This is a genomic window from Nocardia sp. NPDC052001, assembly GCF_040680615.1.
GTDB lineage: Bacteria > Actinomycetota > Actinomycetes > Mycobacteriales > Mycobacteriaceae > Nocardia.
In genome coordinates, this window is sequence record NZ_JBFAXC010000024.1 from 19,203 (window position 1) to 33,428 (window position 14,226).

Below are 14,226 nucleotides of genomic sequence, written 5' to 3' on the forward strand. Positions count from 1 at the left end.
TGTGGTTGGCGTTCCACGTCCCCTTATTGACGCGGGATGACCGTTTGGGGTGACCGAACCCGCCATAGGCTTTCGGCGTGAGAACCGAACACTTCACCTTCAGCAACGACGGCGATCAGCTGGTAGGCGTCCTGCACCTGCCCGAGGGCGAGCCGCTCGCCGCGATCGTCACCAGCGGCCCGCTGACCTCGGTCAAGGAGCAGGCCGCCGGTGCGTATGCCCGGGCGATGGCCGAACGCGGTTTCGCCGCACTGGCTTTCGATCACCGCACCTTCGGTGAGAGCGGAGGCCAGCCACGGCAGTTCGAGAATCCGATCGGCAAAGCCCAGGACATTCAGCAGGCGGTGACCGCCCTGCTCGCCGATGAGCGGACCAGCGGACTACCGGTGGTCGCGGTCGGGGTATGCGCGGGCGCGGGATACATGGCGCGTGCGGTCGCGGACGATGCGCGGATCCAGGCGTTCGCGGGCGTGGCCGGGTATTACTCCGATACCGCCGACGCCCCGCCGAGCCAGGAGGCGATCGCGCGCGGGCGGGCCGCCGAGCAGGTGTGGCGGGAAACCGGTGTCGCGGAGACGATTCCGGCGGTCGCGCCCGATGGCGGCGATGTGGGTATGCCGTTGCGTGAGGCGTACGAGTACTACGGCACCTCCCGGGGCGCGGTGCCGAACTACACCAACGGGTACGCGGTGCAATCCTTCGCCTACTCGGATTTCGACACCATCGAGGCTGCTGCCCGGCTCGCGGTGCCGTTCACGATGGTGCATTCGGAGAACGCGCTGGTGCCGCCGTTCGCCCGCAAGTTCTACGCGACGGTGTCGAGCCCCAAGTCCGAGCTGTGGCTCGACTCGGTCGGTCAGATCGACTTCTACGACGATCCGCGGCTGATCAATGCCGCCGCCGACGCCGCCGCGGCGCACTTCCGTGGCGTGCTGACTCGCTGAACCTCCGGATAGCCCGCCTCGTGTCATAGCGGGGCGGCAACGCCCGGTTGGTCGTTCGGTTCACCGCTGTCAGAGGGGTCCGCGGTGGGCCTGAACCGGCTGGCCGGTGCGGAAATCGGCCGGGCTCTGCCCGGTCCAGTGCGCGAAGGCACGTCGCAGCGCGCGGGCATCGGAGAAACCGACCCGCGCGGCGACCGCCTGCACGGTGAGATCGGTTTCGCGCAGCAGATCCATGGCCCGCTGCCGTCGCACCCGGTCGACTTCGTCGCGCCAGCCGGTGCCCAATTCGGTCAGTCGGCGCTGCAAGGTGCGCGGGCTGGTGAGCATTCGAGCCGATACCGTGCCCAGGCTCAGATCACCGGACGCGATCGCATCGGCGACGGCAGTGTGAAACCGATCCAGCCAGGATGGAAGCGGTCGCGCTCCGGCGAGCGTCAGCCGCGCGTAGTCACACAGCAGATCACCCAGGTGCGGATCGCGGCCGGTGGGCAGATCCGCGATGTCGAGAAAACTGATCTCCGAATGCGAAGCACCGAAATCGATTCTGCTGGTACCGAATTCATCGATCAGATGCGCGTGCCGCCCGCTGGCGCGATGGGTGAACGCGACCCGAATCGGAATGATGTGCGTCCCGGTGGCCTCGCGCACCCGTCGCAGCACCAGTGCGAGCACGAATTCCTCAACCGGCACGAATACCGGATCGGCCTCCACGGCCACTCCGACTCGAACGGTGAGCATGCCACCGTCCTCGAGCACCTGCCAGTCAACCGACGGGTCAGTCACCGCCGACCGCAATTCCATTACCGTGCGCAGACTTTCAGCCAGCGTCGCCCGACTGGAGAACAGATAGTCCCAAACCCCCAGCGTCCCGCGCCCAGCCGCAGCGCTGGCGCACAGTCCGGCCCCCGGCCCACCGGCGAACCCGATCATCTCCCACATCCGCCACGCCGATTCGATGGGCACCCGCATCCGATCGTCCCCCAACGCGACCTGATCCATCTCCATCGCGCCGGACAGATGGGCCGGGGACACCCCGACGGTCAATGCGGTCTGCTGGAGCACGAGCGCGGTGCGAGTGGGGATGGTGCCTTCGATCACCGGCGGAGCATATCGGCAATTCAAGACCGAACGGTTTGCTAGGAATATCTTCCGCAGCCCACACGCACCATCGTGGACCCTATCGCCCGTTTTCGCTCCGTGGAGGATCCCGGATTCGGCCTGGGCGAAACCACCAGGTGGAAGCAAGTGGTTGGGGATAGGGTGCTTCGATGATCGAGAACACCATCTCCTCGCGGCTGGCGTCGCTGGTGTGGGAGACGGCGTTGCGGGCTGGGGTGTGCCGGGCGCAGTTGGCAGGTGGGCTGGGGGTGGACGCTGCGGTGCTGGGGGATGACTTGGTGCGGGTGCCTACCGAATCCGCTTGGCGGATGTGGGAATTGCTTTATGCGGCCGTGGGACATCGGTCGGGGTTGCGGGTGGCGGCGACCGCGACGCGAGGGCGGCTCACGGTGTGGGACTACTTGTTCACCAGTGGCGCTACGCTCGCGGAGAGTTTGCGGACGGTGACGGGAATGCGTGCGGTGGTGGCTGATCCGCGCGGTGGGGCCGAGGTGATCGTCAGTGGTGGGTTGTTGACGGTGCGGGATTTGTCGGCGGTTGAGCCAGGGCCGATTCTGGGAATGGTGGATGAGTTCACGCTGTCGGTGATGTTGCAGCGGGCCCGTGAGGCCACAGGGCAGCATCTGGTGCCGATTCGGGTGAGCTTTCGGCACGCGGCACCTCGTGAGCACCGGCATCTGAAAGATGTATTCGGCACGGGCCGTATCGAATTCGACGCACCGTACGCCGAGATGACATTTCTCGACGCAGCCGAGTTGCCGACCGGTAGCGATCCGGAGTTGGGGAGAATTCATCGGCGGCATGCCGAGCTGCTGCTGGTCGAAGCGAAACTCCCGCCGCATCAGGGCGATCGGGTGCGAATGGCGTTGCACGAAGCGGTTCGGGGTGGCGAATACCGGCTCGAGCAGGTTGCGCAGCGGTTGTCGATCAGCCCGCGCACGCTGCAGCGGCGACTGCGCGAACAGGGCACCAGTTGGCGTGATGAGGTCGACGCGATTCGCCACGAGCAGGCTGCTGAACTGTTGCGGGAGACCGATCTTCCGATTCGGTCGATTGCAACCCGGCTGGGGTACACCGACCCGCGCGCACTGCAGCGGGCCTTTCAGCGGCAGACCGGTCGCTCGCCCGGCGAGTTCCGGCGGGCGGGCGAAGATCCTTCAGCTAGGCGGGCGACTGGCGCCACAATTCAGCGACTTTGAATGATGAATGCTGCGTCTGCAGAATTATCTTCAGAGATATAGCGATGGATTCGAATCATATTCATACTCTCCGTGAGCGGTCATTCGGCCGCAGTCGCTGACGTTCAGGGAGTACTGAATGAGGATCGGAATCCCCCGCGAAGTGAAGAATCACGAGTACCGGGTCGCGTCAACGCCCGCGGGCGTGCGGGAGTTGGTGCATCGCGGACATGAGGTCTACATCGAAAGTGATGCCGGAATCGGATCCTCGTTCGACAATGCGGCCTACCTCGATGCCGGGGCGCGGGTCCTGGAGTCCGCCGATGAGGTGTGGGGTGCGGCGGACCTGGTCCTCAAGGTGAAAGAGCCGGTGCCCGAGGAGTATTCGCGATTGCGGGCCGGGCAGGTGCTGTTCACCTACCTGCACCTGGCCGCATCGCGCGATTGCACCGATGCGCTGCTGGCCTCCGGAATCACCTCCATCGCCTACGAAACCGTCACCGCCGCGGACGGATCGCTGCCGCTGCTGGCTCCGATGAGCGAGGTGGCGGGGCGGTTGGCGACCCAGTCCGGCGCGTACCACCTGATGCGCAGTGGCGGTGGGCGCGGAGTGCTGCTCGGAGGCGTGCCAGGCGTGCGGCCCGCGAATGTGGTGGTTATCGGCGCGGGTGTGGCCGGGCGCAATGCGATTGCCATCGCGCACGGGATGCGTGCCGATGTCACCGTGCTGGATCTGAATGTCGCACGGCTGCGCGAGATCGACGATCTCTATCACGGGCAGGTGCGCACCGTGGTGTCCAATCGCACCGAGATCGACAATCTGGTGCTCGAGGCGGATCTGGTGATCGGCGCGGTACTGGTGCCGGGCGCGAAGGCCCCGACGCTGGTGTCCAATGCCCTTGTCTCGCACATGAAGCCGGGTTCGGTGCTGGTCGATATCGCCATCGATCAGGGCGGCTGCTTCGCGGACTCGCGACCGACCACCCATGACGAGCCCACCTATCGCGTGCACGACTCGATCTTCTACTGCGTGGCGAATATGCCGGGCGCGGTGCCGCACACCTCCACGGTCGCGCTCACCAACGCGACCCTGCCGTATGCGGTGGCACTGGCCGATAAGGGCTGGCGGGGTGCGACCGCCGCGGATCCCGGGCTGGCCGCAGGGCTGAGCACCCATGCCGGTGCGCTGCTCTCGGAATCGGTTGCCGCCGCGCATGATTACGCCGTCGAGCGTGTGGCGGTCTAGCCGCTCAGGATGATTCGCGTCCTGCGGTCTGGATGTGTTCGAAGATGAGAATGGTCTCGGTCGAGGCGACCGCGGGATGGGCGCTGAGATTGTCGAGCACGAACCGCCGCAGGGCGTCGGAGTTCGCCGTCGCCACGTGAATCAGATAGTCGTCGGCACCGGCGATGAAATAGACGTTCTCGACCTCGGGCACCGCGGCCATCTGCTCACCGAATGCGGCGAGCTGGCCGCGAGCGTCCGAATGCACCCGAACCGCGATCATCGCCTGCAGATCGCGGCCCAGGGCGGCCGGATCGATATCGGCGTGGAATCCGCGAATCACTCCGCGCTCGACGAGGTTTCGCACCCGCCCCAGGCAGGTGGAGGGTGCGATTCCGGCGGCCGCGGCCAGCGCGCTATTGGTCATACGGCCATCGCGCGCGAGCTCGTCCAGCAGCACCAGGTCAACGGCATCGAGCGCCGGTGCGGTTCGCATCGGGTCCACGGCTGTCATCGGCACCAAAGGATCGTTTCGCACCTCCGCACAGTATCGAAGATCGTTCGGCTGCGAGCCGTGACGTCATCGAAAGATTCGGACTAGCTCTCACCCAACACCGCGCGCAGCCGGGTCGCGAACGAGTCGGGATCACCGACGAATCCGGTGTGGTCACCGGGGAACAGTGTGGGTTCGCTACCCAGCGCCGTGGTGAGCGCCCGCGACGAACGATCGCAGAGCTGCCCGGACGAATCCTCGCCGATACCGATCACGATGCGTGCGCTCGCCGCGCGCAAGGCCGCGATATCGGGCGAGAAATGGGTGGTCGCACGCAGTTCACGGGTGAACCAGCGGTGCTCGTCGGTGAGCTGGCGCGGATCGCGCTCCCCGCCGAACATCATCTCCAGTAGGCCCGGGGGCAACTGAATATTGGCCTGGCTCATGAACTTTCCCCAGGCGCCGAGCGTGTCGCCGCTCAGATGGGTGGCGATGATCTCCTCGGTACCGGCATGCAGTGCCACACGATCGTCGAGTAGTTCGATCAACGGCGGCTCATGAGCGATGACGGTATGCACCTGTTCGGGATGCGCCTCGGCGAGCGCCAGCACCGTCACCGCGCCACCGCTGGAACCGAATACCGTGGCCGGCCCGGCGTCGATATGGGCGAGCAGCCGCGACAGATCCCCCGCGCGCAGCTGCGGGGTGGACTCCTGCTCGGGATCATGGACCGGGCTGCGGTTGATGCCGCGCGGATCGGTGGTGAGCACGGTGTGGTCGACCGCCAGCAGCTCGGCCAGCGGTGCGAACGCCGACGCGTCCATCGGCGCGCCGACCAGAGCGATCAGGGGGCCGGTGCCGCGCAGTTCATAGTGCAGGCGCGCATCGTCGACCTCGAGGGTGTGAGCGGGGGTGGATACAGCGGATTCGGAAATCATTGGGCACTCCTGTGCGTCAAGCCATGCTGTCCAACTAACTTAACTGAACGGTACAGGACAGTTGATCCGTACTCAAGAGTTCAGTTAGTAGGTACTATGGGACCTGTGACGACCGATCAGGAACGAGTCCCCGCTGCGGCTCCCACCGGCAAGCGCGCCGAACGCAGCCGCCAGGCGATTGTGTCCGCCGCGCGGGAAGCGTTCGTGCGCAATGGATTCGACATCGGCATGGACGCCATCGCGGCCTCCGCCGGAGTTTCCAAGGTGACCGTCTACAACCATTTCAAGAGCAAACAGGACCTGTTCAGCGAAGTCATCGGCGAGGCGATGGACGAAGCCCACGCCACCCTGGCCGATGTCCGCGCCGACCTCGCCGACGCCGAGGACACGCGCGAGGCCCTGATCCGTATCGCCTGGGCCTTGATCAACACCGCGAACGATCCCTCACGGCTGGGTCTACGCAATGTGGTCACCGCGGAACTACACCGCTTCCCCGAGCTCGGCGATGCCTGGCAGCAGCGCGGCCCGGCGCGATCCGCGGCCAACCTCGCCGCCGCCCTCCAAGACCTATGCGACCGAGGACAATTGGAGATCCCCGATCCCGAGGTAGCGGTCATCCAATTCTTCGGACTGACCGTCTACCCCCATCTGATCATGGGTTCCTTCGGCAGCTCCATCGACTCCGACCTCACCGATCGTCTCATTCGCGACGGCGTCGACATGTTCCTCAGCCACTACCACCCGCCGCATCAGGCGTAACCGCAGAGCCATTCGTCGCACACACTCTTGCGAATCTGTCTGGGACAGCTTATTTTGATGACATTACTGTCCGGTAATTGACTGCTGCTCACTGTCGCATTCGCGCCCCGGACATCCATGACCGAGCCGCTGCTGAACCTGATCACCTAGTGAGACACCCATGGGCACGAAGAGCACACCATCCTTCGACGTACTCGTCATCGGCGCGGGATTCGGCGGCATCGGCACCGGCGCGGCGCTGCGCCGCGCGGGCATCGAGAACTTCCTGATCATCGACAAATGGCACAGCGTCGGCGGCACCTGGAATGCCAATACCTACCCGGGCGTCGCCGTCGACGTCCCCTCGCCGATCTACAACTTCTCCTTCCAGCAGCGCTCACACTGGTCGCGATTCTTCGCGCCCGGCAACGAGATTCAGCGCTACGCCGAGGAGGTCGTGGATCAGCAGGGTTTGCGTGGCAAACTGCGCCTGGGCTGCGGAGCGAGCCAGGCCCGCTTCGACGAGACCGCGGATATGTGGCGGGTGCGCACCACCGACGGTGACGAGATCACCGCGCGCTTTCTGGTGAGCGCGGTCGGCGCGCTGGAACAACCCAAGCCACCGGCGATTCCGGGCATCGACAGCTACTCCGGACGCCTCATGCACACCGCGCGCTGGGATCACTCCTACGATTACAGCGGTAAGCGGGTCGCCGTCATCGGCACCGGAGCCACTGCACTACAGGTGATTCCACAATTGGCAGCCAAGGTCGAACAGCTGACGGTATTCCAGCGCACTGCCATCTGGGTCGCGCCCAAACCCGATTTCCCGATGGGTGCGGTCAGCAATCGCGCACTGGACTTTCCGCCCGCGCAGCAGGCGGTACGGTTCCTCGGCAATGTCGCGGTGAACGCGTTCCTGGGCCTGGGACTCGCGCTGTCGGACTATCCGCGCCTGACCTCCGCGGTGCTCGGCACCGGCGAGGCGGCATTGAAAGCCTATCTGTACACCCAGATTCGCGATCCTCAGTTGCGGCAGGCGCTCACCCCGACCTACCGGCTCGGCTGCAAACGGCCTTCGATCTCGAACACCTATTTCCGGACCTACACCCAGCCGCACGTGGACCTGGTCACCACTCCGATCGAGAAGTTCACCGCCGACGGCATCGCCACCGAAGACGGCACGCTGCGCGAGTTCGATATGGTGGTGACGGCCACCGGCTTCCAGGTCATGGACAAGGGCGCGACCCCTCCTTATCCCGTATACGGTTGCGGCGGAATCGAATTGGGCGAGTTCTGGGACCAGAACAAATACCAGGCCTACGAGGGCGTCTCAGTGCCTGCGTTCCCCAACATGTTCCACATCTTCGGGCCCTACGGATACGCCCCCGGCTCGGTGATCCCGCTCATCGAGGCGACCGCCGCACACAGCGCCCGGGCGATCAAGGAAACCCTGCGCCGCAACGCCACTCGCGTCGAAATCCGGCAGCAGCCACACGACGAGTACTTCGCGCGCATGTACGCCCGCAACAAGAACACCTACCTGTTCAAACAGGGCTGCGCCGAATCTCGCACCTACTACATCAACTACCAAGGCGACGGCCCCGCTTTCCGAGCCACCACCCAGGCCGGAATGTATTGGAGCAACCGCCATTTCCCGCTCGACCACTACCGATACACCACTCGACCGGCGCTGCTCGCCGCCGACCCCGCTCACGCACTGGCGACCCAGCCCTGACGGTGAAGGCAGATCCACCCATGCCTGTCCGATTTGATCCGTAGGTCACCAATTCGGTAGCTGGCTGGAAACTGCCCGCATCGCCGTATAGGTTCATATCCGCTTCTATTTCATCAGAGTAGAAGAATCGTGTTGCTGGTCATCCCCGGCCCGCGCTGTGGCACGAGGAGAAATCGCGCGGCGCTCTAATGCGCAGAGGCGTAGCCGCGCGATGTATGCAAATACAGGTGAGATCGGATTCGAAAGACGAGGGGTTCGATCTCACCTTTCTCGCTCATCGATTAGTCCGGCTCCCTTGTGCGCGGTTTACGGGTTGAGGATGTAGATACCCTCTGATACTTGCTCGGAGAGACGCGCGATGATGCGGGCCAGTGGCGGATCCCATGTTGTCGTCGCCGACCACCACACTTTCGCCATGTAGGCCGGCGGTGGGAGAAGCGCGCCCGTCAGATTCGCCCCGATCACCGCCATTCCAGTTACGTCGGCGCTACGCATGTCGGCATGACGCAGGTCAGCGTATCGCAATGACGCCCACGCGAGTGTTGCCCGACTGAAATCGGCATAAACCAGACTCGCACTGTGCAAATCCGCGCCGGTGAAATCGATATGGGTGAGATCGGCACATGCCCAATCAACCGCGGCGAGCCGGGCACCCGACAGATTGGCGCCCGGCTGGACCGCCCGCACGGGTTCACGCTTAACCTGCGAAACTCCCACCCGACCCCACCAGCTACCAGAGGAAACTCTCATTGAATCAACCACCAACGCCCGTCTGAACATGCTGGAAATCAAACCCACGCGATCGAATACAGCGATAAACCGACACCTACCCTGGTGTCATCCCAGGGTTTTCAGGGAATTCGGTCGAGCACCCTTCCCCTTTCACAGCATGTCAAAACGCGAGTGTTCGGCAACCCCGACACGGTTGCCAAACAATTGCTATTAAACGGAATAGTTCCATTGAGAAGCGCCGCCAGTACAGCAAACGGCCTATCAGGAAAGATCATCCGAGACCATTCGGGGGTAGGGTACAAAGTCACCGAAAGTCGTGACACGTGAACCCATCAGGTAGGGGCAACAGAAGCCAACGCTCGGATGTTGGCCCGTAGGTCGATCACTCGATGCGCAACCTGCGGACAGCGCCGGACGTCCGCAACGGCGCGGATACCCGCACCTGCGCAGACGTGGACTTACGAGAGCAACCGCGAGCTGATAGCCAAAGTGGCTAACGCTCTGCGCGAATGGAACATCCGAAACAGTGCTACGACGCCCTAGCGTCCCCGGCATGTGGGCCAAAAGCGTTGAGAGTCACCAGACCAGGCAGAAAGGGTGCCCGGCCGGATCGCGGAAAACCCTGAAGTTGTCCTCGCCCTCGGCGTCGGTCACCCGAGTCGCGCCCAGCGCCAACACATCTCGCTGGGCGGCCTCGATCTCGTCGACCTCGATGTCGAGGTGGAACTGCTGGGAACCGTGCGGATCCGGGAATCGTGGCGGCTCGTGTTCGGGAGCCAGCTGGAACGCGAGCCGACGTCCCTGCGCGTCGGTCAATACCGTCCAGGTGTCATCGACGGTCTCGACCGTGCCGCCGAGTACGCGCTGATAGAAGCCCGCCAAAGCGGCGGGATCCTTGCTGTCGAGCACTACCGAGCGAAGGTTTCCGATCATGAAACCCGGGTTGCCGATTTGCCGCCGCATAAACCGTGTTCCCCGCGCAGCTCCGGACGGTGGCTCGGCTTCCCGGGCCGACCATTGGTTCGTGAAGGTCAGTTCCGCTTCATGCTGCCGACACTCAACGATCCACTCGCCTGAGTCCGCTGTCCCTGCTCCACCTCGCGAACGTACTCGGCGGGGTCCTTGTCCACGGGTTCGACACCGGCGAAGTTCCGCGCCTCAAATGCCGCGAACGACACCGCGAGCTGGTGCCGCGTCTGCAACCCGGCCAGGCGGCGGAAGTCGGTGAGCCCTTCGCGCTCCTCCTCGGCCATGTGATCGCTATTGGCCAGGTTTGCCGCCGCCACGGCCGCATACCAGGCGTCGGTACCGACCGGATGCGATGCCACATCGGCGATCGCGTCCCGAATCTCATTGTGGTCGTGGATCGCGTCGAGCGTCTCGTCCTCGACCCCGCCCTTACGATGTGCGGCGATGCCGACCCGCAGCAATGCCGGGTAGAAGATCTCCTCCTCGGCAAGGGCGTGCAACTCGAGAAACGCGGCCAGTCTGGCCCATATCGCCGACAGCACACCGGTCTCGGCGCGATCGATCTGCTCCAGGATCGCGAAGAGCCGCCGCTGCTCGCGGTGGTCATCAAGGATCAGCTCGGTGATATCCACAGTTCCTCCCTGACAAGGCATCTCAGGTCAGCATGCCTGAGGAGTCGCCGACTGCGCCGACGAAGCGCGGGTAGTGGCGGAGCGAATTTCGGATCGGCGACGAGCGGACCCGGAATCGCCTCAGCGCGGAACGTCGCCCTCGAAGTCCATATTCGCGGCCTGATCCTCGGTGGTGGCTTCGGGATCTTTCCGCGCCGTCGGTTGCTCGTCGTCGTCCCGCCGGGAGGCGATGGTTTCGGCTTGCTCTCTGTCGGATTTCGCGGTCATCCTCGGTCCTTTCCCAATGCCTTGGCGAATTGAGTGTTGATCATGTGGAGCGCATCTGCGCCATACCCGTGCTCGCACAGCGCAAACCCGAGGTCGCTGGGTGGAGACGGGCGTCGGCGAACCTCACGCCAACGGAGTGTCGTCCAGCGCTTCCGCGAGATCGCCCGGGGTGTCGTACAGCTCGAGGGCGCCCGCACCGCGAAGCTCGTCGTCTCCGAAACCTCCGGATCGCACGATGATTGCCGGCATGGCGGCGCGTTTGGCCGCTTCGACGTCCCACACCGAGTCGCCGATCATGACGCTCGGGGCGTCCTGCGGCGCGGACAGCTTCTTCAGAGCCACCCGCAGTAGATCGGGCGCTGGTTTGGATGTCTCCACATCGTCGCTGGTGGTCCAGTCGTCGATGATGTCGCGCGCCTCCAGCTTGTCCAGAAAGATGTCCACGTGGCGCTGCTGACCGGAGCTGGCGAGCACCACCCGGTGACCGCGCTGCTTGATGGCCACGAGCAGCTCGCGCGCACCGGGTAGCGGCACCATCTCCTCGATCAGTGCGTCGACCTCTTTGCCCTGCTGATCGCGGGCCTGATCACCCACGCGCCGCTCCAGATCCGCACCGCCGAGCGCCGTCAACAACTGGTCTCCGCCCATGCCGATCAGCCGATGCAGCCGCCAGATGGGGTACGTCTCACCAACCGAGCGCAACGCCCGGAACCAGGCCAAGGCATGCTGATAGTTGGAGTCGATGAGCGTCCCGTCGATGTCCAGGACAGCGATGGTGGATTCGGTCATCTACACCGGCTACCCGCTGATCTTGGCCCTAAGCACGCTCAGCGGCTCGGACCAGCTGCCGTTGATCAAGCGCCAGTCGCCGATCTCCCGAACAGCGGCAGGCACTCCGCCAGTCCGATCACTTCCATCGGCACGGTGCGACCGGCCGCCCATCGGGCACGGCTCAAACGGAATCGGTTGAGCACCAAGGGTTTGCCACGCACGGCGTGCACCTCGACACCGTCAGGCTGATAACCGAGTTTGCGTGAGACGCCGTTCGAGCCGAGATTGTTCTCGTAAGCGCCCGACAGCGCGGTGTCGGCGCCGAGTTCGGCGAAGGCCAGCGCCAGGACCGCCGCGCGCATCTCGGTTCCTATTCCTTGACCGTGATGGGTTCTGCCCAGCCATGATCCGGTGCTCACTTCGCCGCAGACGGCGAAATCCTTCGCGCCGATCGACTGCGAACCGACCACTTCACCATCACGGAGCACGACGAGGTTGAGTTCCCATTCGTCCACGCGCCAGTCGGCCCAACAGCGCCAATGCCACTGCATCACGCTCCGTGCCACCTCATCAGGCTCGGCATCGGTCCACGCGATTCGGAACGGTTGCACCGCGGGGTCGTGGACGCCCGCGGCCGCCAAGGCCGCGAGTGCACCCAGGTCATCCAGGTCGGGTAGTCGCAATTCCAGGTTCGGCGTGCGAATTCGCAATCCGGCCAGAGGCCAATGGGAGATCAGGCTCATGGCGGTCATCATCGCCTCGGGGTGGTGTTGGCGACCAATGGATTTCGGTTTGCTCAACCATCGCTCGGTAGGGTCCTGACCCTCACACGGTGTCAGGTGGTCCGGTAAGAGGGGTCATGTTCAGCATTGGAGACTTCGCCCGGCACGGCCGCATTTCGGTTCGGATGCTGCGCCACTATGACGCGATCGGCCTGTTGCGGCCCGACCGGGTCGACCTGGTCAACGGCTACCGGTACTACAACGCCGCACAGCTGGCTCGATGCTGCGATTGCGGCAGGCCGAGTTGGGAGCGGCCATGCAGGCGGCTGCGGACCGGCTGGTTCAGGTCGAGGCAGGGCTCAGTTCGATCGAAAGTGAGGGGCGAATGCCTGCCGACGATGTCGTAATCAAGAAGTTGCCCAGTGTGCGGGTTGCCGAATTGACCTGTGTGGCAACCGGTTTCGATGACATCAGTCCTGTCATCGACCGCTGTACAGCGAGTTGACCAAACGCCGGGAGGCGGCGGGGATCGCCCTCTCCGGCCCCGGTATCGCGTATTACGAGGACGCTCCCGACGGCGGGATTCTGGTGCACGCGGGCGTCGAGGTCAGCGCACCGCTCGGGGAGGATGACGGATTGCGGATCGTGGATCTGCCGCCGGTCGAAAGTGCGGCGACCATCGTGCACCGCGGTTCGATGGCGACCTTGCTGCCGGCCGTGCAGACACTGGGCCGCTGGATCGATGCGAATGGCTATCGTTCGACCGGCTATCCGAGGGAGATCAACCTGGAATGCCCTGCCGATCAAGATGCTTGGGTGACCGAACTCCAGGAGCCGATCGCCAAACGCTGAACAGACCGAGTGGGCCCCGACCACGAAATGGTCAGGGCCCACTCGGCTTTCGGATCAGCCGAACAGTTTGCTCAAGAGCGGACCGATGATCGGGATGGCCGCACTTCCGCTCGCACTGCCGGTGCTCGCGGGCGGCGCGTTCGTCACCGCGACAGCGAGGGTCGCGGTCGGCGGACGGGAGCCCGGCCAGCCGACGCCGCTCGCGCAGCCGTAGGCCTCGACCAAGTGTGTACCGGTCGTGGTGGGCGTCCACTGCACGGTGGCAAGCAGATTGGCGTCCGGGGCGATAGCGCGTCCGCCGAGCAGGTCACCGTCGTATGGATCCGAATCGATCGCGACACCGACCGTGCTCTGCACCTGGCAGTGCACCGTGATCGTATAGGCGGTGCCCACGTAGTGATCGGTGCCCGAAATCGTGATCGATATCGGCGCGGCCGGCGTGGTGTCGGCGGCCGATTGCCCCGCACCCATCGCCACCGAGGCGACAGCCGCCGCGGTCAGTATGCCCGCCCCAAACCAACGGCCCTGTGCTGCTGTTGTTTTCATACGTCTCCCATGTGTCAAGCGCCCTTACAGGCAGGCAGACGTTAGCACTGCAAAGAGTTCTTGCGGACGGGCTTTGAAAATCAATATTTCCGCAATTCGGCACCCCGCTCAACAGGACCAACGGGCCGCCGGAAGCTCAGCTCTCAGTCGGATCCGACTGGCGCGGCTCGGGATTGGCGCTCGGCAATCGGACGATGCCATTTGCCAGATCCACCCCGAGCGGATCCCCGGACGTCTCGAGTTGTTCTCCGCGCATCTCACGGCTGCGAAGTTTCCAGTCATGATGGAACTCGCGCATCGCACCGCACGAGCCAGAGTCTGACCCGGAATTTTCCTGACCCGAACGGGTGTCTTTCGAAGGA

At 64.5% G+C, this 14,226-nt stretch carries 18 protein-coding genes; 7 read left to right on the forward strand and 11 right to left on the reverse strand.

Annotated elements, in window-relative coordinates; all coding sequences use genetic code 11:
* Positions 1–77: 77 nt before the first annotated feature.
* The gene (locus tag AB0L82_RS42980; RefSeq protein WP_364651207.1) at positions 78–944 is read left to right on the forward strand and encodes an alpha/beta fold hydrolase; all 867 of its coding nucleotides are present in this window, start codon (positions 78–80) and stop codon (positions 942–944) included.
* Positions 945–1,013: 69 nt separating this feature from the next.
* On the opposite strand, the gene AB0L82_RS42985 is transcribed toward AB0L82_RS42980, so the two are convergent.
* Positions 1,014–2,042, reverse strand: a complete 1,029-nt coding sequence (locus AB0L82_RS42985) for a helix-turn-helix domain-containing protein (protein ID WP_364651210.1) — start codon at positions 2,040–2,042, stop codon at positions 1,014–1,016.
* Positions 2,043–2,212: 170 nt separating this feature from the next.
* Between AB0L82_RS42985 and AB0L82_RS42990 the strand changes: the two genes are divergently transcribed.
* Together AB0L82_RS42990 and ald are read left to right on the forward strand one after the other, a co-directional pair.
* On the forward strand, positions 2,213–3,262 hold the full coding sequence (locus AB0L82_RS42990; protein WP_364651213.1) for a helix-turn-helix domain-containing protein: 1,050 nt from the start codon (positions 2,213–2,215) through the stop codon (positions 3,260–3,262).
* A gap of 118 nt (positions 3,263–3,380) precedes the next feature.
* Complete coding sequence (gene ald / locus AB0L82_RS42995) at positions 3,381–4,487, forward strand: alanine dehydrogenase (protein ID WP_364651216.1); 1,107 nt, start codon at positions 3,381–3,383, stop codon at positions 4,485–4,487.
* Between the two features lie 4 nt (positions 4,488–4,491).
* Here ald and AB0L82_RS43000 read toward each other — a convergent pair whose 3' ends face one another.
* On the reverse strand, positions 4,492–4,980 hold the full coding sequence (locus AB0L82_RS43000; RefSeq protein WP_364651262.1) for an Lrp/AsnC family transcriptional regulator: 489 nt from the start codon (positions 4,978–4,980) through the stop codon (positions 4,492–4,494).
* Positions 4,981–5,063: 83 nt separating this feature from the next.
* Positions 5,064–5,897, reverse strand: coding sequence for an alpha/beta hydrolase (locus AB0L82_RS43005; protein ID WP_364651219.1), 834 nt, complete (start codon positions 5,895–5,897; stop codon positions 5,064–5,066).
* A gap of 105 nt (positions 5,898–6,002) precedes the next feature.
* On the opposite strand from AB0L82_RS43005, the gene AB0L82_RS43010 reads away from it, so the two are divergent.
* Entirely contained in the window at positions 6,003–6,656 is a 654-nt protein-coding gene (locus AB0L82_RS43010) for a TetR/AcrR family transcriptional regulator (protein WP_364651222.1), read from the forward strand.
* A gap of 160 nt (positions 6,657–6,816) precedes the next feature.
* The gene (locus AB0L82_RS43015; protein WP_364651225.1) at positions 6,817–8,373 is read left to right on the forward strand and encodes an NAD(P)/FAD-dependent oxidoreductase; all 1,557 of its coding nucleotides are present in this window, start codon (positions 6,817–6,819) and stop codon (positions 8,371–8,373) included.
* Positions 8,374–8,679: 306 nt separating this feature from the next.
* On the opposite strand, the gene AB0L82_RS43020 is transcribed toward AB0L82_RS43015, so the two are convergent.
* From AB0L82_RS43020 to AB0L82_RS43045, 6 genes are all read right to left on the reverse strand, one after another.
* Complete coding sequence (locus AB0L82_RS43020; protein WP_364651228.1) at positions 8,680–9,060, reverse strand: pentapeptide repeat-containing protein; 381 nt, start codon at positions 9,058–9,060, stop codon at positions 8,680–8,682.
* 621 nt (positions 9,061–9,681) lie between these two features.
* The gene (locus tag AB0L82_RS43025) at positions 9,682–10,038 is read right to left on the reverse strand and encodes a VOC family protein (RefSeq protein ID WP_364651231.1); all 357 of its coding nucleotides are present in this window, start codon (positions 10,036–10,038) and stop codon (positions 9,682–9,684) included.
* 98 nt (positions 10,039–10,136) lie between these two features.
* Positions 10,137–10,706, reverse strand: a complete 570-nt coding sequence (locus tag AB0L82_RS43030; RefSeq protein ID WP_364651234.1) for a hemerythrin domain-containing protein — start codon at positions 10,704–10,706, stop codon at positions 10,137–10,139.
* 120 nt (positions 10,707–10,826) lie between these two features.
* Entirely contained in the window at positions 10,827–10,973 is a 147-nt protein-coding gene (locus AB0L82_RS43035) for a hypothetical protein (RefSeq protein ID WP_364651237.1), read from the reverse strand.
* 123 nt (positions 10,974–11,096) lie between these two features.
* Complete coding sequence (locus tag AB0L82_RS43040; RefSeq protein ID WP_364651240.1) at positions 11,097–11,762, reverse strand: HAD family hydrolase; 666 nt, start codon at positions 11,760–11,762, stop codon at positions 11,097–11,099.
* A gap of 65 nt (positions 11,763–11,827) precedes the next feature.
* Complete coding sequence (locus tag AB0L82_RS43045; protein ID WP_364651243.1) at positions 11,828–12,487, reverse strand: GNAT family N-acetyltransferase; 660 nt, start codon at positions 12,485–12,487, stop codon at positions 11,828–11,830.
* Positions 12,488–12,651: 164 nt separating this feature from the next.
* On the opposite strand from AB0L82_RS43045, the gene AB0L82_RS43050 reads away from it, so the two are divergent.
* The gene (locus tag AB0L82_RS43050; protein ID WP_364651265.1) at positions 12,652–12,873 is read left to right on the forward strand and encodes a hypothetical protein; all 222 of its coding nucleotides are present in this window, start codon (positions 12,652–12,654) and stop codon (positions 12,871–12,873) included.
* 94 nt (positions 12,874–12,967) lie between these two features.
* Positions 12,968–13,318 carry a GyrI-like domain-containing protein gene (locus AB0L82_RS43055; RefSeq protein ID WP_364651246.1) on the forward strand — a complete coding sequence of 117 codons (351 nt, stop codon included), beginning with the start codon at positions 12,968–12,970 and terminating at the stop codon, positions 13,316–13,318.
* A 54-nt stretch (positions 13,319–13,372) separates the two neighbouring features.
* On the opposite strand, the gene AB0L82_RS43060 is transcribed toward AB0L82_RS43055, so the two are convergent.
* Positions 13,373–13,864, reverse strand: coding sequence for a hypothetical protein (locus tag AB0L82_RS43060; protein ID WP_364651249.1), 492 nt, complete (start codon positions 13,862–13,864; stop codon positions 13,373–13,375).
* 136 nt (positions 13,865–14,000) lie between these two features.
* On the reverse strand, positions 14,001–14,226 hold a 226-nt coding region (locus tag AB0L82_RS43065; RefSeq protein ID WP_364651252.1), incomplete at its 5' end, for a hypothetical protein.

What these genes read in the sequence shown, in the direction of transcription:
- AB0L82_RS42990 (WP_364651213.1), top strand. Translation starts at nt 2,213, where the DNA reads ATGATCGAGAACACCATCTCCTCGCGGCTGGCGTCGCTGGTGTGGGAG.
- ald (WP_364651216.1), top strand. Translation starts at nt 3,381, where the DNA reads ATGAGGATCGGAATCCCCCGCGAAGTGAAGAATCACGAGTACCGGGTC.
- AB0L82_RS43000 (WP_364651262.1), bottom strand. Translation starts at nt 4,980, where the DNA reads ATGACAGCCGTGGACCCGATGCGAACCGCACCGGCGCTCGATGCCGTT.
- AB0L82_RS43005 (WP_364651219.1), bottom strand. Translation starts at nt 5,897, where the DNA reads ATGATTTCCGAATCCGCTGTATCCACCCCCGCTCACACCCTCGAGGTC.
- AB0L82_RS43015 (WP_364651225.1), top strand. Translation starts at nt 6,817, where the DNA reads ATGGGCACGAAGAGCACACCATCCTTCGACGTACTCGTCATCGGCGCG.
- AB0L82_RS43025 (WP_364651231.1), bottom strand. Translation starts at nt 10,038, where the DNA reads ATGATCGGAAACCTTCGCTCGGTAGTGCTCGACAGCAAGGATCCCGCC.
- AB0L82_RS43035 (WP_364651237.1), bottom strand. Translation starts at nt 10,973, where the DNA reads ATGACCGCGAAATCCGACAGAGAGCAAGCCGAAACCATCGCCTCCCGG.
- AB0L82_RS43040 (WP_364651240.1), bottom strand. Translation starts at nt 11,762, where the DNA reads ATGACCGAATCCACCATCGCTGTCCTGGACATCGACGGGACGCTCATC.
- AB0L82_RS43045 (WP_364651243.1), bottom strand. Translation starts at nt 12,487, where the DNA reads ATGAGCCTGATCTCCCATTGGCCTCTGGCCGGATTGCGAATTCGCACG.
- AB0L82_RS43050 (WP_364651265.1), top strand. Translation starts at nt 12,652, where the DNA reads ATGCTGCGCCACTATGACGCGATCGGCCTGTTGCGGCCCGACCGGGTC.
- AB0L82_RS43060 (WP_364651249.1), bottom strand. Translation starts at nt 13,864, where the DNA reads ATGAAAACAACAGCAGCACAGGGCCGTTGGTTTGGGGCGGGCATACTG.